The following is a 21606-nucleotide window of genomic DNA, read 5'->3' as shown; positions in this document are numbered from 1 at the left end:
TTAATTTTCTCATTTATAAGCATAAGCGGCATGTAAGCCCCTGTTTGCAAAATTGGTAACTTTTACCCCAAAATAATAAATAAATATTAAAATATGTAACTTTTTATATAAATTACTAGTAGGCAGATTTTTATGTATGCATAGCAATCTGCCTGCTAATTTTTATGTCTTTCGTTAGGGAGAACTGTTGCTTAATCTTTAGTTTTTTCGAGCCATATCCAATTAAACCAAAGTGGATGTACCTGTTTACTTTTAAAGGTTACGATATATTTTCCGGGCTTATCGAATTTAAATTTGCCGATGCGATTTTCGACAAATTCTTCTGTGTAGTTGTTTTCATTGGGCTCGACCACCATTTTGTTTGTCGGAGCAAAACTTCCTTCCAACCGCTGATTGGCTGTACTGATTTCAAAAATGCTATTTTCTTTATTGGGATTATGTGCTGAGAAATCAAGGGAGTAGACGCCAGCTTCAGGGATGGTTACTTCCCAATCGATTTTAGTATCGCCTGTAAGTACCGCATGTGTTGGGTTCTTGCCATTATAGCGTACAATTTTGAGTCCCTGGTTGAGACTATTGGTCGATTTCAAGGAGAAGCCACCAAAGGTAGATTCTGGGATGGTGTTTTTGTCCAGTTCCAGGGGACCGTTAAAAGTCAATTTAACCTCCGAAACGTAATGATCCGGTTGTGCGTCTGGTAGCTGGATGTGAATCAAACTGAGGTTTTGATCAAATTTTACTGGGGTAGACGTATTTGCGTTCCTTAGGGTAATTTGTTCTGGTGTCGATTTGATTCCTGTAATCCGAAGCGTGTGATCCAAAGGCCAATTAAAGATGTGTGCATATACCACCGTTTTTTGACCTTCTTTTTTGGTTGTCAGATATCCCCAATCGAAATGGTTGTTTTTTAAATCAAGCCCTGTGCTGCCATAAATACCTTCTCCGTATGTATTTAACCACTTCCCGACCTCGCGCAGACGGCTGACACTCTCATAAGGAACGGTTCCGTCGGCACGCGGACCGATATTTAAGGTAAACCCGCCGTTGAGACTTACATTGGAAATTAAGGATTGGAAAATTTGACTGGTTGATTTCCATTCGTTTTCTTGTCCATTATAACCCCATGAATGGGCAATCGTCCCGGGGGTTTCCCAAGGGTGGCTAATGTAGCTGCTGGCAAATTGGTTGTCACCAAGTGTTTCAAAGTCCACATTCTCTGCATCAGTAGGAAGGCCCAAACGCGAGTTGATCAGACAATTGGGCTGTAGTTCGCGGATTAATTTGACGACTTGAAGTAATTGTTCCTTTTTAATGATGGATTTTTGATAGGGGATCCACATATCAAACCATACCAGTGCAATATCACCATAGTTGGTCATCAGCTCGCGAAGCTGAGGGATGACCTTCTCCTGCCAATATTGATTGTACTGGGCATCGGTCACATGTCCCGAAAGCTCCTGTTGATGGTTCCAGCCATAGGGATGCTCCCAATCAATCCAATGTGAATAATAGAAACCCAATTTCATTCCATGCTTCCTACAAGCTGCTGCAATGTCTTTGATGACATCCCGATTAGAACCACTCAATTTTGGAAGGCTATAATTCCCAACTTTCGTATCCCAAAGAGCAACACCGTCATGATGTTTGGCAGTGATGATGATATATTTCATGCCGGCCTCTTTTGCAAGAAGTACCCATTGTTCGGGATCTATTTTACTCCAGTCGAAGCGTTTGGCCAAGGTGCCGTATTCTTCCTTGGAGACACGGTTGCGATATCTTAACCATTCGGCATAATTATTGATATAACGTAAAGGTTCACCCTTCCACATGCCCTCAGCTGCACTGTATAGCCCCCAATGAATAAACATGCCAAAACGGGCATCTTTAAACCAAGAGGCTTTTTCAGAAGTTTGTGCAAATAGTCTGGCAGAAATACTGAATAGCAATAATGACAAAATCAGTAGTCGCTTGATTGATGGTATCATAAAGGTTGTTCTGTGTTTTGATTTACAAGATAGGCAAAAAATCGAACATCGATTCTTAAATTGGATTTTGAAGTGGCAGTGAAGTATGGAATGTAGTCTGTAGAAAAATGAAAACCCTTCGTATTTAGACTAAGGGTTTTCGTTTTGTATGAAAAGTTTAAGGCGATTATTTCAAGTTATAGGCCTGGATAATCTTCTTAAAAATTGCAGTATTGTTGTAGATGCCAATAAAATTCTGCGCACCCGGTCCATAAGCAAAGACAGGTACCATAATATTGGTATGGTCATCGCTGCTGAAATTACCCCTAACAGTTCCCTTTTTATAATTGGCATCCAATAGGGATAATCCGCCAGTTTCGTGATCTGCAGTGACAATGACCAGTGTTTCGCCATCTTGGTCCGCAAATTTTAAGGCTTCTCCTACAAGCCTATCAAAGTCATGCTGTTCGGTAACAACATAGGGGAGATCATTGGCATGGGCTCCATAGTCAATTTGTGCCCCCTCGGCCATGATAAAAAAGCCATTTTTATTCTTTGACAAAAGCTGAATTGTTTTCGAGAGGGAAGTTTTTAACATCTCTCCCCGTCCATCGAGTATTCTTCTTGTCGCAGAATCAGCTAGCAGTACCAGCTGTTTGGCCGATGTTGCTTTTTCAAAATCATCTAAATTTTGCTGAAGCTGATAACCTTTTTCAGTCAGTTGCTTCATCAATGTATTATCCTTATTGTTGAGGAAACTTTCACGACGGGACCCTACGAGAATATCTACATGACTATTTTTGAAGTCTGCTGCGATTTCCTGCGACATGGTCCGTTCGATCTGGTGTGCATAAAAAGCAGCAGGAGTGGCATCTGTAATATCTCCAGCACTGATGATGCCGCTTTTGATCCCATGCTTAGCCAATGTATCGGGAATGGAGCTCAACAATTGACCATTGGCATCCACACCGATGTAACGGTTATTGGTTTTGTGTCCCGTAGCCAGGGCTGTCCCGCCGGCAGCTGAGTCGGTGAAATCTGAATTTGACGCTTCGGTGCGTGAAAGACCAATATGTTTAAAATTGATGATATTGGACTGACCGAAATTGGCACTTAGGCCCGCTTGGATTTGAGCCAGGCCCATACCATCGCCAATAAGCAAGATCACATTTTTGACTTTTGCCCCAACCCCATCATTTTTATAGTTTGGCTGATAGGGAACGTAGGCTTTTGGATTTGTGTATTCGACTTTGGCATTATTCAGATAGAAATTCTTTAGTGCCGTAGGATGGTCTGTATTGATCCAGTCTACCCCCATGTGGCCAAGCTCCTTCCAGCTGTTGGGACTATCTTTGGTAGCCCAGAAACGAAAAGGTTTCCCCAATTTATGCACCTTATCTATCACCGATTTCATTTTTTCGAGATCGGGCGGGGTAGGAGTTCCTTTGCCATTCCAGACAGAATATCGTGTAATATCCTGACTGATCATCCCGATATGTTTGAGTTGTGCAGGCGTATAGTCTTTTTCCGGTCTACCATCAAAATAGATCATTGGCGGATAATTGTCGAATTGCTCTGCCGGAGGAATTTCTCCGCTGACGACGATCTTTATGGCTGCCGGATTTTTCTGCTGATCAAATACCGATTCATTGCCTTTCAGATCCTCCAGCAATTTAGGCAATACTTGCTCGTAATTTTCCTTAATATCGATGACGAGTTGTAGCGTTTGTTCAGGTTTCGCATAGGGCCTATTGCCATTTTCCTTGAAGAAAGCAACTAAGGGATCAATGTATAATTTTTTTAATGTTTTCCCTGGCTTTATTTCACTGCTTTCATGGGCAACGTAAAGCTCTCCATTGCGATAGAAGACGTCTGCTTCTATTGATCCCATTCCTGCATAATAAGCCTCCAATAGTGGGATTTGCTGTTTGTAATCATTGTGGCTATGTCCTGCATTGGCAGTCAGTTTCTGCTGGGCAGAAACTGACTGAATGCTTAGGCTGGCAAATAGCAGCCACATTAATTTATTGTTTTTTACCATCCCGCATTTTGTTTAATGACACCGGAACTGTTGTCGATCTCGCGTTGTGGAACAGCCCAAACATCATGTACTTGAGGATTGAAATTTCTAGCTGGCCAAATTACAGCACCATCAAAATCGTGTAGAGGTTTAGCATAAGCTGCCTGTGCATCGCCCCATCTGACCAAATCACGGTGACGATCTGCCCATTCACCAGCAAGCTCATTTCGGCGTTCGCGTTTTAGATCCGTAAGTCCCATTCCGCTTTTTGCTATTAAACCAGCTCTCGTCCTAATTTTATTTAATTCAGTATCACCAGCACCGGCACCATTTAAATTAATGGCAGCCTCAGCTTTAATCAATAATACTTCAGCATAACGCATCAAGGGTACATTTAGATCTGTTGTTCCGTTGTCGCCATTTGGATTAACATGTGTTGGAATTGGGTTGGCATATGAAAATGGTTCCATATACTTTTTGAACTGATAGTTTGAAGTCGCGCCGCCATCTTTTGTAAATGTACGTTCAGTACCAAAAAACTGGAATTTGTCCCCTGGTTTCAATATTGTCGCTTCACGACGCAAATCTCCTGTTTCAAAGGAATCGTAAAGTTCTTTTGTCGGCAGATAGTAACCCCAGCCATTATATATTCCCCAAGCTTTGTTGGTTAACATCACACCCGGAAGTTTGCTTCCCCAGCCAGTACCGCCACCATTCGGTGTACATACGACCGACCAGATATACTCTTTCGACCAGTTGTTAGCGGCCTTAAATACATCCACAAAATTAGTTAATAAATCATGCTTGCCCGAACTGATCACCATATCCGCATATTTGGCTGCATTGGTATAATCTTTTTTGTACAGATATACTTTTGACAAATAAGCCCAGGCAGCAGTTTTGTGCGCCTTACCATAATCGGTATCCTTCATTTCAGAAAAATAAGGCAGGTTGTCGGCAGCTTTTAATAGTAATGAGATAATGTAATCGTAGTTTTCGTTAACGTTGTTGGCTCTGGCTACCGGAACGGAAGCATCTGTTTCAGGTGTAACAATAGGCACCCCCGCTTTGTCGTTGCCATAGTTTGCTGCCAGCTGAAAATAAACCAGGCCTGCATTAAAATAAGCATCACCAATGATCTGTTTTTTCAGGCTCTCATCCATGGAGATATTGGGAACATTGATGATGATATCGTTGGCTCTTTTAATAATCGCATAGCGCATGCTCCATTGGGTTTCTGTATAGCCACCACCAATATAATTGCGGTTGAAATTTTTGATATTGTCGGCTTCGGGCTTATTACGTCCTGTTACCATGTCGTCACTGGCGTTAATAAACCAAAACATTCCACGGCCGTAATAATCTTCTTCATTATATTTTTCGTACATACCGGCTTCTGCTTTGATCGCATCTTGTTCCGTTTTCCAAAAATTCTGTGCGGAGGGTGAGCCCTCTGGTGTTATATCTAACTGTTTATTGCACGATGCAAAAAATGCTAGTGCAGCTATTGCAAGGTATTTTATATTCGTTTTCATTATTTTATTTTTTAGGGCTGATGAGTACATCTCATCGGCATTGTTTCAAGACTAAAAATTGACATTTAAACCAACAATAAAGCTTCTAGCTTGTGGATAACGTCCCACATCAAGTCCATTATTATCCATCCCAATTTCAGGATCAAAACCTGTATATTTCGTAATAGTGAATAGGTTATTGGCTGTTGCGTAAACACGTACGGTACCCATTTTAAATTTGCTTGCAATTGATTTTGGTAAAGTGTAGCCTAATGTAACGTTACGAATGCGGAGGTAAGAACCGTTTTCGATGTAAAAATCGGATGCATTGAAATTACCATTTGCATCTGAAGTAGAGATGATCGGCACTTTACCATTTGGATTTTCTGGAGACCAGGCATCCAAAATTCCGGTTAACTTGTTGTACGAAGGCCCACTCGCACTATAGGTTGTTCTTTTAATGGCATTGAAGAGTTTGTTGCCTTGAACACCTTGCGCAAAAATATTAAAGTCAAAATCTTTGTAATTTGCATTGAAGCTCAAGCCATAAGAAAAATCTGGATAGGCGCTGCCTGCAAAATAACGGTCTTCAGGTCCGATTGAACCATTGCCATCGATGTCTACAAATTTGAAATCTCCCGCTTTTGCATTGGGCTGAATTTTTTGTCCATTGGCATTTTTGTAATTATCTGCTTCGGATTGACTTTGGAAGATGCCGTCTGTTTTTAGAACATAATAGCTGTAGAGCGGTTGACCAACAGTAATAGAGAGTGGAGCTAACTCATTTCTGAAATTAGTACCCACAGCAATGGTGTTCAAGCCGGGTGCTAATTCTTCAACCTTGTTATTTAACTTGGTTAAGGTTGCATTGATAGAATAAGTAAAGTCAGAGTTTCTTGAACTATTATACGTTAATCCTAGCTCAATACCCCTGTCTTTGACTAAACCGGCGTTGATTGTTTGGCTATTGAGACCTGCAGTGCCCGGAAGTGATCTGGTCAGGATCATTTTATTTGTTTCCTTAATAAAATAATCGGCGACTAAGTTAAAATGGTTGAAAATTCCCAGATCTAAACCTAAATTAGTCTGTTTACTTTCTGCCCAAGTCAGGTTTTTGTTGGCCAGAATCGTTTGTACATATCCTTTTTGTAAGGTTGGTGTTTGACCGAAATAACTTTGAGTTGATGCAAGTAACGGATTTACGGCGGCGGCTGATAAACTGCCGAGATTACCTAAAATACCATAACTTCCTCTTAGTTTTAGCTGGTCTAACCATGTGGCTGACTTTAAGAATTCTTCTTTACTGATCACCCAACCTGCTGATGCAGAAGCGTAATTTTTAAATCTATTTTCTTTTGTCAACATGGATGATCCATCTCGTCTACCAATCAACGATAGTAAATACTTTTCATTGTAGCTGTAATTTGCTCTTAAGAATAGCGAAGATATTGCTGTTTCAGCATAGCCGCTTTCCGAAGGTTGAATGGTATTTGCATTAGTCAGATAACGATATTGTTTGGATTCGTCGTCAAAACCTGCTCCTGAGGTATAGAGGTAGGTGTTTTTTGTTTTTTGATACGTGTAACCTCCTGTTAGGTCAAGTTGGTGTTTGTCGAAAGAAGTTTTGTAATTTAAAACTTGTTCAGTAAGGATGTCGTTTGCATCATCAGCACGTTCGACCAAGCTGTTACTCAAAACAGGTTTACCTATTTCAGGGCGTCTTGGTGTAAAACTTTTATATCGAGCATTCGATTTAGTGATACTTAAGTTGGATCTGAATGTTAAGCCTTTTGCCAATTGGATGCTAGCATAAGGATTGACAACAAGGACATTGACTGGATTGTTGATGTCAATACGCATCAGTTCAGCAACAGGGTTAATGATATCACCGTAATCGCCAGGGAATGGACCGGGTAAACCCGCAAAGCTTCCATCTGCATTGTAAGGCGTTCCATTTGTTGGGTAATAAATGGCAGAAAGTAGTGCGCCTGTATAGTCACTACTGGTATTGGCACCATTGCCATTGGTATTGCTGTAAGATAAGTTTTCGCCAACTTTCAACCAAGGGGTAAGTTGGTGTTCTGAATTTATCCGGAAATTATAGCGCTTGGTTTTAGTATTCAGGACAATACCTTCGGCGTTACGATAGTTGAAACTCAGATAAAAATTAGATTTTTCGCTACCTCCGTTAATTGCAGCATTGTAATCTTGTAGTGTAGCATTTCTAAAAACTTCATCCATCCAGTTTGTTTTGGTCACTAAACCCTCTGGGTATTTAGTTGGATCAAAAGCAGGTAGGAGAGTAGTTTCGCCATTTTTAGCAGCAGTTGCAGCTACTTGTGCACGTTGTTCGGCATTTAGCGGCTGTAATTTTCGCCATGCACTTTGTTGACCTAACTTGGCATCAACGCTAATTTGCATCTGTCCTTTTTTTCCTTTTTTAGTGGTAATCAATACCACACCACCAGAAGCTCTCGCTCCATAGATTGCTGCCGATGCATCTTTAAGGACCGAAATGGATTCGATATCGTTCGGATTAAGCTGTGGCGTGCCTAGGAAAATTGAACCATCAATAACGTAGAGTACACTCTCGCCGTTGATACCACCAGCACCTCTGATATTGATACGTGGCGTAGCTGTTGGGTCACCACCTTCGTTTGTCACAATGACACCTGGTGATTTACCGGCCAATACTTCGCCAACACTGTTGACAGATCTAGACGATAATTTGTCAAGTGATACCAAGCTGACAGCACCTGTTAATGTTTCTTTTTTCTGGGTTCCATATCCCACTACGACAACTTCTGATAAGGTCGAACGCTCTTCGCTGAGTGTTACGTTAATGACATCATTTTCACCGACTGTTACTTCTTTGGTATGGAATCCGACCATCGAAAAAGAAAGTGTCGTTTGGGAAGCCGCTTCAATACGGAACGCCCCTTTTGCATCTGTTGTGGTCCCAGTCTGCGTACCTACTACTTTTACTGATACGCCTGCTATTGCAGCTCCCAGTGTATCTCTTACAAAACCTGTGACGATCCGATCTGCTTTGATGTTTCCTTGCGTGTTCAGGATCACATAATCCTCTTTTTCCACCGCACTGATTCCAAGTTTATTCAGGAGGGATCGAACCGGCTCGGTTTTAAAATTACCGCTTAAGACCGTATTCCGTTCTTGCAATAGATCAGGGTTGTAAACAAAATGAAGACCGGAAAGACTTTCGATTTTGTGGAGGATCACATCGAGTTTTTCGCCCTTGCTTATTTTGATGTTTACGCTGCTTTTGTCCAGACGTTGAGCCATGCTTGGGGAGGCCATCAATGAACTGCAGAATACTGAAGTAATCGAAAATGCGATGCAGGGATACTTCATGATCCGATAAAAAGAGAATTCTCTCTTGAATGCAGGTGTTTTCATTTTTTTGTAATAATTAGGTAATGAATTACGCATGGTGACTAAGATGTTTTAGGTAAATTTTTAGACATTATTTGTAGACTTTAAATATTTTATCTTTCTCTATCGTACTGTATTTAAGGTGGTGTAGACTACAGATGATATCCAGTATTTCTGCTGGACTTTGGGTACTATTGAAAGTCGCTGTGGTTTTTAATGTCGAAAGCGATGTGTCTTTTAAGATGATTTCAACGTTGTAGATATATTCCAGTCTTTTTGCCACCTCTTTGAGGCTTGCTCCTTCGAACACGATGGCTACAGCTGTATTTTTTTCGATGCGTTTACGCGATGACTGTTTGGTTTCCTCATTGTAAAGTAGGCGTTGATTTTTGGTTAATATGCCTAAGATCTTATCTTGTTGCTGTACAGCGACCTTACCCGTAGCAACGGTGACTTCAACCTTTTTTGAGGCCTGATAGGCCTTGATGCGGAAGGAAGTACCCAATACTTTGACAGCCAGTTTTGAAGCAAGTTTTATCTGGAAAGGATGGTTTTCGTCGTGGGCAATGTCAAAGAAGGCTTCTCCCTCAGTAAGTGTTATTTCGCGAATTTTTCCGTTGAATTTACTGGGATAGCTGATTTTTGAAGATGGTTCCAGGATAATTTCAGAGCCATCGGCCAATAGGATCTTTTTATGCTCGGCAGCATTTGTCGTTGTCACGATCTGCATGGAAGCAGCAATCGGTTGATTGTTCACTATCCAATAAACCAGTCCTGCCGAAACAATCATTAAAAAAGTAGCGGCAATTTTGAATAGGGGAGAATATAGCAGCGAAGGCCATTTATTTTTCTTTTCTGAAATGGCTGACTGGATATTGCTCAGCAATTGTTCACGCAGTGCAGTTTTGCGATCCTGAGGAACTTTTTTGTCAGCATTATCCAGTTGGGCATACCAGTCTTCAACTTGTTTTATTTCAGCGGAGTTAGCCTCCCCGTTTAGATACTTTTGCAGTAATTGCTTTGCTTTTTCTTCCGTCATTTGAATACATGTCACTTCAAATCGGAAATGGTACTAGTCGAAAATGTTAGGAGTATATTAATTTATTGTTAACTAATAAAAAATGATAGAGGGGACAGCTAAGAAAGACTTTTTTTGAGCAGTTTCATCGCTGAGGTAATCTGGTTTTTAACAGTTTGTACGGAGACATTCAGCTCGGTGGCAATTTCTTTGATCGATTTTTCTTGCTTTCGGCTCATGGTGACGACCAACCGCATACGTTCGGGAAGTTGCATTAATGCTTCTTCAACTTTCTGCTGTGCATCTTTTAGTATCAGGAGGTCATCGGCTGAATCTGCATATTGCAGGTTCATTAAAGTCGCTAATTCGGCTTTATGGCCATCTTTAACCGTTGTGTTCCGAAAATGGTTGATCACTTTAAATTTTACTGCGCCATGCAGATAGGCTGCCAAACCGCCGGATATGATGACTTGTTCACGGTTTTCCCACAGGGAGATAAAAATCTCCTGAGTGATGTCCTGAGCAACATTCTCGTCGCCTATTTTCTTAAAAGCGGCATCAAATATGGCTTCCCAGTACAGATTAAAAATCTGTTCCATGGCAAAGTGGTCACCCTGCTTTAATGATGCTATCAATAATTCGCTCACAAGATCATTTTTAATTGGACAAAGCTAACAACTCAGTATTCCTTTAAAGTTAATAAATCTTAAAGAGTATATTTTGCCTGCTAAAAATTGATCTTGCGAATTTCTGCTGAAATTGAGGGGTGTTTTTTTATTCTATATATTCCTTCCCCGTAGCGATATCTATAAAATAGCTATCATCCTGATTGAATTCATTTTTACACCGTACCCAGCCATTTGGATTGATGACGATATAGCTTTTATCGCCGATCCGTTGTTTTGTCTTATTGTTGTATAAAGTATAGCGGCCATCTTTATGCTCCTGTAATGCAAATATCTGTCGTTCGCCATCTAGGATTTCAATATGTTCTAAATCGGGTTTTATATCCCATGCTTTTGCCGCTGCATTCCATAGGCCTTTAGTAGGGTTCAGATCACCTCGTTTTACGTCAATTAAATAGAGATCTTCCGATGAATAAACGTATTTTATTTTTCCCGTTTTCCAATTCTTTTCTATGGCATTCGCAGGGAGCAGCATAAGTTTGTCTGGCCAGACTAAATTACCCACTTGATCAAGAATATAGAAATTCGGAGCTTTAATGCTATTCAGTAAGTTGCCATCTTTATCAATATACAGCCAATCATAAGCCCAGACTGCATGATCGTAGTTAAATCTACCCAGAATAAAGTAGGGTGAATTAGTCACTGAATAGACTAGAGATATTTCTTTTAGAAAGGCAATTTGTGCAGCGGTAGCCTGCTTAATTTGTTTTGGAAAAGCTTTATCGTATTGTGGAAAGGCATATATGCTGCCTGTTTTATGATCTTTTAATAATTTGGATATTGTGGGACTAAAGCGTTCCTGATTGACGGAGTCGAGCAGTATGGTCTCATTTTTCCAAAGCAGATCTATTTTGTCCAAACCTGTCAAATTGGATAAGAGAGGTTTTTTGCTTTGGATATCATGAACAGTAAATCGGTCTGTCGATGCTGGGATATAGCGCCCGTTTTCCAGGGGCACTTCAATGTTTCCTTCTATTTTTTTAAGCCGCTGATCTTTTATCAGATATAGATTTCCATTCAGGACCAGATGCTTCGCATCGAGCGGATAAGTTACGAGGTTGTATTCGTTTTTATCGTAAGGAATGTCTTTCTTTAACAGAACCTGATTACTTTCCAATACCCGTATTTCTAGTTTTACATAGGTGCCTGTTTTTTTGATATAGCTGCTTAGGATATTCCAGTCCCACTTCCAAAAGGGTAAATTCTTGTCATATTCCTGACGTTTCATGGCAAGAGTCAGCTGTCCGAGGTCTAAAAGTTCTACCTGTGCTTCGGAATAATTTTCGATGAATTCACCTTGGCTATTAATGATACCCATTTGATCCTTTTCATTGGCTACAAGGGCATAGCCTGTGGACGTGAAAGGCTGGGCCCAATGGAACTGTTGGGGCAGCTTCTTGTTGAAAGCACTGTCAACATAGACAAACTGCCTATTTTTAGTCTGAAAGGGAATCCATTTAACGGCGGCATTTTTTTTGATAATTGTGAGTTCTTGTGCACATGCATTCATGCAGAGCATAGCTGTTATACTTACCAATAATGATTTGATCATCTTTTTTCTATAAATTGAACCTGGTTGTTTGCAGGTCGCATGTTATTGCAATTTCTCTCGTTGATCGAGCCCGAATGCGAATCGTACACGCTCTGAAACGCGTTGGTTTCGAAGCTAAAGTAGTGGAAAACAATCGTTGGAAAAATAGCCGATTTCAGTGATTATCTTGAAGATTCAAAAGGAAGGGAATTTTTCCCTTGCTGGATTCGTAAATTATCGTCAAGATAGGTCAATAAAAAATATGCTTTTTCCTTTGAGCCGATTAATTGGGTTAATCGGCTCAAATTTTGCTTATATTTGAGCCGATTAGATTTTTAAATCGGCTCAATATGTATAACTGGCAATATAAAGAGTGGCCTAATTTCATCTATAGGCTCGAAGAGGTGCAATCCATAGCGATTGCATTTGCGCAAGAAATGGGGGCATTAAATGGTCTGTTAACAGGACTGAATTCAGCGCTAAAACAGGAAGCATTTGTAGAGGTACTTATATCTGAAGCTATGAAAACCTCGGAAATTGAGGGAGAGTATATGAGCCGTGAAGATGTGATGTCTTCAATTAAGAAAAATCTTGGTATCCAGGGTGATGTTGTTGTTCGTGATCGAAGAGTTGCGGGGGTCGCAGAATTAATGACAACAATAAGAGATAGTGCCAGTATTGAACTGACAGTCGAGGTTATAATGAGATGGCATGCTATATTAATGGAGGGATTTCCTCGAATTAATGCTGGGAAGTGGCGTACGGGCGAGGAGCCTATGCAGATAATTTCGGGTTCATATGGCAAAGAAACCATTCATTATGAAGCTCCCCCGTCTGCTGTCGTTCCAAAAGAAATGGAACAAATGATTAACTGGTTTAAATCATACGAAGTTAAGGAGTCAGAATATATAATTGCAGCATTGATCAAGACGGCTATCATTCATCTTTACTTTGAATCAATTCATCCTTTTGAGGATGGCAATGGGCGAATTGGAAGAGCATTGGCGGAATATACGCTGTCGCATACATTAAAGTCCCCCGTCCTGTTGTCGATATCAAAAACTATTGAGAAAAACAAACAAGTTTATTACGATAATTTAAAAATTGCGCAGGCTAGTTTAGATATTACAGGGTGGATTAACTACTTTACCAAAGTAATTTTTGAGGCACAAAAGGAAACTAGAGAGCTCATTGAGTTTACTGTAAGAAAAGCAAAATTTTTTGATAAAAACCGTGATCTATTGAATGATAGGCAAATGAAGGCTATCAATCGGATGCTCGAGCAGGGAATAGAAGGTTTTATTGGCGGGATGACTGCAAAAAAATATATGTCTATTACAAGGACCTCAAAAGCTACTGCGACTAGAGATCTGCAAAGGTTGCAGGAACTGGGGATAGTTGAACAGTTGGGACATGGGAGATCTGTACGGTACCAACTCATACTTTCTTAAACCAGGGGCTTAAGGTCTTCAGTCCGTCGGTCACTTCTTTGTAACCGGAACCAACAGGACCTGTCCTTTGTTGGTCTGGTACCAATACTTGTTGCCAAGGTCATCTTCGAAATCATGGTTCACCCGGGATTTATCAACCTTTTTGAAACTTTTTACATCCGGTCCGTTGAATATTTTATTGCCAATGAAAATATGTTTGGCATCCTTGGCAACGGCAAACTTGAGGACCTCAAACGTCTTTGGATCTGCTTCTGAAAATATCTGTTGCTTATAATAGACATGATTTTTGTCGCGTGACCAAAGGGCGTTTCCGTTTGATCCTTCTAATAATTCAAAGCTGCCCGCATCGACCTCAGGGTATCCAAATTTCTTTCCCGAAATAACAACCAATTGGTCAATGATTACTGTTTTCTCATTAAGGAATTTGATTTTATTTGACGAAGGAATATCGATTTCCAACAGGCCGATATGTTGATAAGGTTCATAATAAAGCAACTTTTTACCATCCAGTAGGATATATGCTGCATTGAGCGCCTCAATCTTATCTGTTTTATTGTGGATAGAAAGAATACCTTTGTCCGTAACAACATAAAGCTGATTTTTATCTTTTACAAAGTTGCTGTTGACAACGCTGAAAGTCGCATAGTCGACGTGAAGAGGTTGATACTTATAAAAGTAATGTGCTTTGTCTTTAGTTAGTGCCGGCAGTTGATCATATAACGTAGTATAAGTTGCCGGATCGGCTCCATCAATAATGTTGAGCTGGTTTTGGCTGCAATCGGAAGTAGCCGAAGCAAAACCTTCAAACTTGAATACGTGTTGTTGATCGACAGGAATCCTGTTTTTCAGTTGAAAGGTCTTTACGTCGACGAGTTGTTGGGGGCAGCCCATGAAATAGAGGTGATCTTTATCGCGGGCATATACATCTCTAATCACTGAAAAACTAGCTACATCGGCAACGGTCTTTCTCGACCCTCTTTCAAAACCATTGCCGCCCGGTATAAAATAAATTGCACCGCTCTTTTTGTAGTAGTCTTCAGATAAAGGACTGACTTGTTCCTTGCAGGAAAAGAGGAGGCTTATCAAAGCGCTTATTATTCCCATTTTTAAGATACTGTTCATAACTGTCAACGCTATGCCTGATCGCTATAATTAATTATTCATTGATGTAACGGACTGCAAAATCTATCCAGTCTGGAATGGATTCATCAAGATAGATATCGGGCTGGATACCTATATTGTCAATCGGATATTGCGGTAATCGGGCTGACCGGTAGGTGGGTAAGAGAAGCTGGTAGTTGTCGCAGCCAAATTTGAATTCGCGTATCGAACCATAGTCAAGTGCGCCCATACTGGGGGTACCCATAATTTTTACCTTCTTGCTCTGGCGCGAACTGAATAGAAAATTCTCGGCTGAACTGGCTACATTTCTATTGGCTAGAATAATGACCTGTTTTGGGCCTTTTGGATTTATGGCAATGCTGTCTATCATAACCTTTTTATCGCCATAAAGCACAAACTTTCCGATGTTTTCCCTATATTCTCTAAGATCTTCATCTATTCTTTTTACTTCATTGATCGAATCCTGCGTGATATTTTTGATGGCATAATCTCTTAATCCATTGACCAAGGTATGTGTGGCAAAAAACTCAACGCTCATAATCCGGATGGGGTTGGTTAAGATATAAGGTAATAGTGGCTGATATACATCATCCGTTCCGCCACCGTTGTTGCGCACATCAATAATAAGGGCTTTACTGTTTTCAATCTTTTCGCTATTCTTTTCAATAAGTTCTTTGAAGGGAGCAATGTTCTCATAGGCGAAGCTTGAAATCTTGATATAAAATATATCGGAACTAATGGATTTCGAACTAATTTCCTCGTCAGATGCTCCGGTAGGATTTCCGGTACTTGTGTGAGGAGGGTTTTTCTTTTTCGAAAGGTCATCTAAGACAATGTGCTCATCATGGAAGAAGTCTAGATATTCCTGTAAAAGTTGTGTACAGGTCTCGTTTGAAATCAGCAAGCTTTTCTTAGTCAATATATTTTTTTTGGCTTGATACAGGTCTTTATTCTGCTTGGTCTTTTCTGGAAAACCAGGGTACTCGCTTTCAATTTTTGCAATCAACTGTTTAAGTGCCCGCGAACAGTTACAGTCTGTCTGACTGTACATAGGAAGTACAAATAGTAGAAAGGGGAAAACGAGAAATATTTTTTTATAGGTCATGGTTAGTGTTCGTCAAAATTGGATATAATTAAAAAAATGAATAAGTTAAATCTAGCTAAAAATAGCAGAACTAAACAATTAATCTGCTAGTTATTTACAATTCGTCTCTTCCTATTTATAATTCGTGAATTTAAGAGCTCTATCATAATCTGCCTGTACAGTCTCTCGTACCAAGTTTGCCAAATTAATTTGAAAAAATATTTTGTTTTAAAATTGTTAATTTATATATTTGTATATATTAACTATATGATTGTATTGTTATTGTTTTTCTTGTGATAGAATTACAAAGTGCTTTAGTTATCAAATTACCAGCGGTAGCTCATCACTTTTTCACGAAATGAAAGTTTCGATACATTTTTAATTGTGGTGCTGGTATTTCCTAAAAAGCCAAGGGGCGAACGTCTATGTATTAAAACGTGTTGAACCCTATGTAGTCTCCTTGGATATTATACTATCTTTTTTACAAATTAAGTATTGATTATTTGCAATAATGGTCTGTAACAGTTTGATCTGTTGGGATATTTTATTGCGCCAATTTTTTAACCTTAAATCATTTAGTATGGAAATTAATAGCCAATTAATTATTGATCGGCTTTCCCAGCGTATGGATCTCGATCGAGCCTATGTCGTTAAATATCAATTTCTCGATCAGGAATCCTATCATTTAGTTTTAGCGCTTAAACCCGTGAGTGGGCTTTCACACAAAGTGCTAAAACCTATTGTGGAGTTGTGCTTGATGGATCAGGAGAACATTTCATTTGAATTGATTTTTGCACCAGAATTGAAGAATAAAATAAAGCTTGGGAGCTTATTTTATTGTTATGCGATCTTGCCTCAGTATGAGATTTTTAGTTGTGCACGAAGTAGTTCTCTCATCAGTAAAAGAAAGGAAATACGTAGCATATTGGATCTCTCGGAAAGGTATTATGAAAAGGCGATTGCTGTATCCGCGGAGTTTTTACAGGGAGCACAAACATTTGCAGAAATATCCAATTATCCGCGCGCCTTATTTATGGTTCACCAAAGTTTGGAAAGTCATTTGAAACTGCTTCAGGTAATGGTAGAGGGGAAGGGAAACAACGTACATAGTCTTGACAGTCGAATTCGGAGTCTGCATTCGCATTTTCCGATGTTCAAATCTTTCTTTATGGGAGAGACAGACGAAGATAAGATGCGTTTTGCATTACTGGATAATTCTTTTAATGCTGTTAATCAAAATAGAGACTTGGATATTTCGGCCGTCGATGCTTCGCAACTATATGATCATTGCATCGTATTGCAGGCTGCGATAGAAAAGTTGTTCCGCTACTTTACGGAAGCCTTACAGATCGAATACGATGCGCTTGTGACAGCAGAAGCCGTTGCTCAAGCAGCGTTAGAAAAGAGCAAGTTGGCTAAAATGAAGGAACAAGAGCAAGTCGACGTTGGAGCAGACTTTCATAGTTTCCCCTGGCCAGCGCAGTATCAGGGCGATGTACAGGAGTTGTTGCATCAGATCCGTCAGGAAAATAATCCCGAACAAATGATGTTGCTCAATTATTACGTCAGCGATGCCCATGGAAAAGGGTTGTTTGATTTTCCGCAGCAGAACAATGGAAAAGCTGAAATCTACCTCGTTGTGATAAAAAAGAAATTGGGGCACTGTCACTTTCGAAAAGTCGCTTACGGTCAAGTGACTGCAGTTGTCGCTTTTTTGAGTACGGACTTTCTGGAGATAAAACTAAACCAAGGTAGCCGTTTCTCTCATACCATCTGGAATGAATCCGTTGTCCTCTATCGCCATTCGCGTTATAAACCAACTTATTCGGTTGTGCCTGTCGATTGGCATAGTACCTTATTTAAGACCTCGGTTTCATGGACTCGAAATTCAACACTCATGCAGGATCTTACAGCAGTCTTTTCTTTTGATGGTCTTTCTAGCCCGCAAATGGCTGTATTATTTTTAAATCAGCTGACTTCTATTGGACTATACAGCTATCTGTACCTCCGAATCGGTTATGCGCCAATGAATGTCACCATCGCGGATCTGGTGGATTGGACCTGTATCTGTGATAAAAAGGTGAAAGAATTTTTTACAGCAGGGACTGAGGTCGAGGAAATATTGAATGCAGAGCTATTAAAACAAATGAAAGGGCGAGTGTATGAGCTTCCGTTAAAGCTGGAGCAGCTGGATATGGATTATTTCAGATCAAAAGCAAAGGAAATTGCTGCTTTCTTTATTGACCTGTGCGATCAGAGCATACGGTATATGGAGTTGAAATCGGAGGTTAAGTTCAATAAACAATAAGTAGGATTTATGGAAATTAATGCCGAACATCAGAATGGAATGGCTGTTGATGTAGCTCCAGTCATACCGATTAAAGAAAAGAATGCCTTTATTATTCCCTGGGAAAACCAAGAGGATCTATATATTTCGCCAGATTACTTTGTTAAACTCTATAAAGGAGACAAACCACTGGAAGATTTCCACCTTTACAGTTATAGAGTTAAGCTAATCAAAGTCAACAAGTTCACTTGGCCCTTTTTTCTAAGAAATGGCAATCAAAAGGGTAAGGATGTAAAAATTGATTTAGAAATCTTGGAAACAGGATTAAAAGTTAAGTGTGATTGTAAAAAGCGACATGATCATCTGTGTGATTATGTAATTATTGGACTTTATCGTAAGTTTCTGGTAAGTAACGACTTTTTGAAAGATTTATATGCGAAAGACGTTGCTGCCCTGCCTGAAAGTCAGCATAAGTTCTTTCAACTGGCTATTTCAACATTGTACTACCGTAATGATAGATTTTGTATTGAAAATCATAATCAATTTGGTCAGGTGTATACTTATTTCGATCATCAGGAGCTTGAATCGGAATTGCAATATGTAGCAGCGGAAAACCGATGGTTGGGAAATCTTGAATCCCGTTTTTCGGATCTTATATATGTCGTTCCTAGAGAGCGTCAAGTGGAAGGTCTACCCTTCCTAATCCCCTTTGACACGGAAAAGAGAATAAATTGTCTGGAAGAATTTGGTAATGAAATGCCCGATATTGCTGATCGTGATGTTTTGAAAATTACTTTATGCCGTAAGATCTTGGCGTTTTCAAAAAGTGCCCAAAAACATTCGAAGCATGAAGGGGAAGATGTAGTGAAAGATGAACGTAATAGTGTTGGAAAGGAATATATCATTAATGCGTGGCGTAAAATTCTGCGAGGAGGTTCAGATCCCGAACTGCGTGTCGCCTTTGTCGAGAGGAGTAATCTGAGGACTGAGATTGAAAACTTCAAGTATCCGTCCAGATATCGTACGATCTATAAAAATGTGATTTTAGCTGATAATGATCTTAGCTTGAAATTTCACTTGAAAGAGGATAATGATTACCTGCTTTTGTCCTTAATTGTTGCTTATAAAGGCGAAGAATTAAAAGACTACAGATCCGAATGTCGGTCCAATTTCTTCTTTGTCAATCTGAATGAAAATGAATGTCTTTTTGTTGATAATCTACAAAAGGAGTTTCTGTTACGTTCCTTTTCACAAATCTCAAATAAAATCACGGTGTTAAAGAAGGACTATGAGGATTTCTTTACGCATATTCTGATACCACTGTCAACATCGTTTTACATAGAACTTGAACCTTTAGATGAAGATACTGTTTTTGTTTCCGATGAAGCTCATCGTTTACATGAATTTAAGGTCGCAGTGGAGAAAGATGGAGATGGCTATTTAAATTTTGAATTGAAAGGTGTACTGAGTGAAAATGAAGAATATGTAATTTCAAATGGCGGAAACCTGATTTTAAAATCTGAGAATGGAAGTTGCATGTATATCGAGAGGGATCTTGTAGGCGAGAATGAGTTTAATGACTTTACTGAAAAGCACCTGCCAAGGTTTGAAATCAGTACCAATAGAATGACTAAGCGCTCAAAGCTGCATGAGTATTATCATCGGAATAGACTTTACGAATTTATAAAGAAATGTCGGAGCAAAGGGTATAAAATTGCGCTGAATAATATTTCAAAAGGAACTAACCTGTATCCACACCAACTAACATGGCAAGTATTGAATATTCATCAGGAGAACAATATATTTTCCATTTATATAATTTTCAAATTTGGAACTAATACCTATTTACCTGGAGAGTTTAAAGAAAAGATAGTAAATGACTATAGCAGTATTCAATTAGTGGATAAATCCTTCGGCTATATCAAATCTTCGGATAAAGAATTGTTTGAGACGCTGTTTAATTATGCTGTGGTTGAAAACGACTGTCTTAAATTCACTTCGGCCCAATTGCTGTCTTTCCAGACAAAATTGGATCGAGTTGACCCCCGTATTATCCAAAATAGCTTAGCAGAACGTCGAAAGAAACTGATGAATACGGACGAAATAACTTTGTTAGGTATTCCGAAAGAGATTCAGGCGGAGTTGCGTCCTTACCAGCAGACAGGATTCAGCTGGATGGCATTCCTAAATGAATTTCAATGGGGAGGTATCCTGGCTGACGATATGGGATTAGGGAAAACCTTACAGGCAATAACACTTTTGGAATATTTCTATCAAAATAATCCACAGGCAGCGCCCTCAATTATTATTGTCCCTAATTCCTTACTCTTCAATTGGCAATCCGAATTCAAAAAATTTGCACCTAATCGGGCTACGCTTATTTATCATGGACAAAAAAGGAAAGAAATTAGTGAATTAGCAAATGAATCAATTCTGATTACAACTTACGGAACTGTGATGATGGAACTAGATTTTCTGACGTCGCAATCCTTTAGTTACATGATTTTAGATGAGTCGCAGGCGGTTAAAAATCGTCATTCAAAAAGATTTAAATCGCTCATTGAGCTACAATCTTGCTATCGCATAGCGATGACGGGAACACCTATCGAAAATGGAGTGGAGGATATCTACGCGCAAATGAGTATGGTCAACCCGGGATTTTTCGGTAGTTACAGTAGTTTCAACAAAACCTATTCAGGGATTAAGGGAGAAGATATAGCACAGGAAACGGTTATTAACCTCCAAAAGATGATCCAGCCTTTTATACTTCGGCGTACAAAAAAGCAGGTTGCTTTGGACCTCCCTGAAAAAACCGAAACAGTTCTTTATATGGATATGCTCCCGGAGCAGAGAAAGATATACGATAAAGTCAGAAAAATATTCAAGGGGGAGATCGAGAGTAATCTGAATAGCACTGATGCTACAAAATCCAAATTTCTGGCCATTGAGGCATTGCAAAAATTGCGGCAGCTTTGTAACTCGCCTGTTCTAATGAAAGATGGTGGCTTCAGCCAGGATTCGATCAAATTGGATTTTATTGATGAGATCATGGACGAAGTAGCTCCAAATCATAAGATCTTACTATTCTCAGCATATACTTCCATGCTTAAGCTCGCGGGTCAACGAATCGAAAATAAGGGAATAGCTTATACCTACCTTGATGGTAAAATGAATCAGGATCAGCGTCAAAATGCGGTTGAAAGATTTCAGAACGAGGACGAATGCCGTGTATTTTTAATCAGTCTTAAAGCGGGAGGAACGGGCTTGAATCTGACCGCGGCTGATTATGTTTATGTTTTGGACCCTTGGTGGAATCCTGCTGCCGAAGCACAGGCCATAGATCGATGCTACCGCATTGGTCAGGACAAACATGTCATGGCTTACAAGATTGTTTGTCGGGATTCCGTTGAAGAATACATCTTAGCACTTCAGGAAAGTAAAAAACGAATATCCGAAGGACTCATTTTAGATGAAACGAATCTGATGAAATCGATCAGTAAAGAGGAGCTGCTTAAATTATTTGAATAACCAATTGT

12 protein-coding genes are annotated in these 21606 nt (G+C 39.7%); 3 read left to right on the top strand and 9 right to left on the bottom strand.

The genetic code is table 11. The features are described 5' to 3' along the window. Positions 1 to 191: 191 nt before the first annotated feature. The 7 genes from B3C94_RS15610 to B3C94_RS15580 all read right to left on the bottom strand — a co-directional run bounded on the left by B3C94_RS15610 (position 192) and on the right by B3C94_RS15580 (position 12147). The gene (locus B3C94_RS15610) at positions 192 to 1985 is read right to left on the bottom strand and encodes an alpha-L-fucosidase (RefSeq protein WP_293905264.1); all 1794 of its coding nucleotides are present in this window, start codon (positions 1983 to 1985) and stop codon (positions 192 to 194) included. A gap of 166 nt (positions 1986 to 2151) precedes the next feature. Then, on the bottom strand, positions 2152 to 4005 hold the full coding sequence (locus tag B3C94_RS15605) for an alkaline phosphatase (RefSeq protein ID WP_293905262.1): 1854 nt from the start codon (positions 4003 to 4005) through the stop codon (positions 2152 to 2154). Further along, entirely contained in the window at positions 3999 to 5519 is a 1521-nt protein-coding gene (locus tag B3C94_RS15600) for a RagB/SusD family nutrient uptake outer membrane protein (protein WP_293905260.1), read from the bottom strand. Before B3C94_RS15600 ends, B3C94_RS15605 begins: the two co-directional genes overlap by 7 nt. A 51-nt stretch (positions 5520 to 5570) precedes the next feature. Further along, the gene (locus tag B3C94_RS15595; protein WP_293905258.1) at positions 5571 to 8915 is read right to left on the bottom strand and encodes a SusC/RagA family TonB-linked outer membrane protein; all 3345 of its coding nucleotides are present in this window, start codon (positions 8913 to 8915) and stop codon (positions 5571 to 5573) included. A 67-nt stretch (positions 8916 to 8982) separates the two neighbouring features. Then, positions 8983 to 9930: a FecR family protein gene (locus tag B3C94_RS15590; RefSeq protein ID WP_293905256.1), complete on the bottom strand. Its 948-nt coding sequence runs from the start codon at positions 9928 to 9930 to the stop codon at positions 8983 to 8985. A gap of 98 nt (positions 9931 to 10028) precedes the next feature. After that, positions 10029 to 10556, bottom strand: a complete 528-nt coding sequence (locus tag B3C94_RS15585) for an RNA polymerase sigma-70 factor (RefSeq protein WP_293905254.1) — start codon at positions 10554 to 10556, stop codon at positions 10029 to 10031. 127 nt (positions 10557 to 10683) lie between these two features. Then, positions 10684 to 12147, bottom strand: coding sequence for a hypothetical protein (locus tag B3C94_RS15580; protein ID WP_293905252.1), 1464 nt, complete (start codon positions 12145 to 12147; stop codon positions 10684 to 10686). A 329-nt stretch (positions 12148 to 12476) separates the two neighbouring features. Here B3C94_RS15580 and B3C94_RS15575 point away from each other — a divergent pair, with 329 nt between their 5' ends. Further along, complete coding sequence (locus B3C94_RS15575; protein WP_293905250.1) at positions 12477 to 13577, top strand: Fic family protein; 1101 nt, start codon at positions 12477 to 12479, stop codon at positions 13575 to 13577. A gap of 30 nt (positions 13578 to 13607) precedes the next feature. Here B3C94_RS15575 and B3C94_RS15570 read toward each other — a convergent pair whose 3' ends face one another. Together B3C94_RS15570 and B3C94_RS15565 are read right to left on the bottom strand one after the other, a co-directional pair. Next, positions 13608 to 14699, bottom strand: coding sequence for a DKNYY domain-containing protein (locus B3C94_RS15570; RefSeq protein ID WP_293905248.1), 1092 nt, complete (start codon positions 14697 to 14699; stop codon positions 13608 to 13610). Between the two features lie 34 nt (positions 14700 to 14733). Continuing rightward, a complete protein-coding gene (locus tag B3C94_RS15565; protein ID WP_293905246.1) occupies positions 14734 to 15750 on the bottom strand; it encodes a S41 family peptidase in 1017 nt (338 codons plus the stop codon). A gap of 613 nt (positions 15751 to 16363) precedes the next feature. Here B3C94_RS15565 and B3C94_RS15560 point away from each other — a divergent pair. Both B3C94_RS15560 and B3C94_RS15555 read left to right on the top strand, forming a co-directional pair. Beyond that, positions 16364 to 18091, top strand: a complete 1728-nt coding sequence (locus B3C94_RS15560) for a hypothetical protein (protein WP_293905244.1) — start codon at positions 16364 to 16366, stop codon at positions 18089 to 18091. 9 nt (positions 18092 to 18100) lie between these two features. Next, positions 18101 to 21598: a DEAD/DEAH box helicase gene (locus tag B3C94_RS15555; RefSeq protein ID WP_293905242.1), complete on the top strand. Its 3498-nt coding sequence runs from the start codon at positions 18101 to 18103 to the stop codon at positions 21596 to 21598. The last annotated feature ends 8 nt before the right edge of the window (positions 21599 to 21606 follow it).

Source organism: Sphingobacterium sp. UBA5670 (genome assembly GCF_002420705.1).
Lineage (GTDB): Bacteria > Bacteroidota > Bacteroidia > Sphingobacteriales > Sphingobacteriaceae > Sphingobacterium.
The sequence above is the reverse complement of the archived record's forward strand: the minus strand, read 5'-3'. Positions and strand labels throughout refer to the sequence as shown.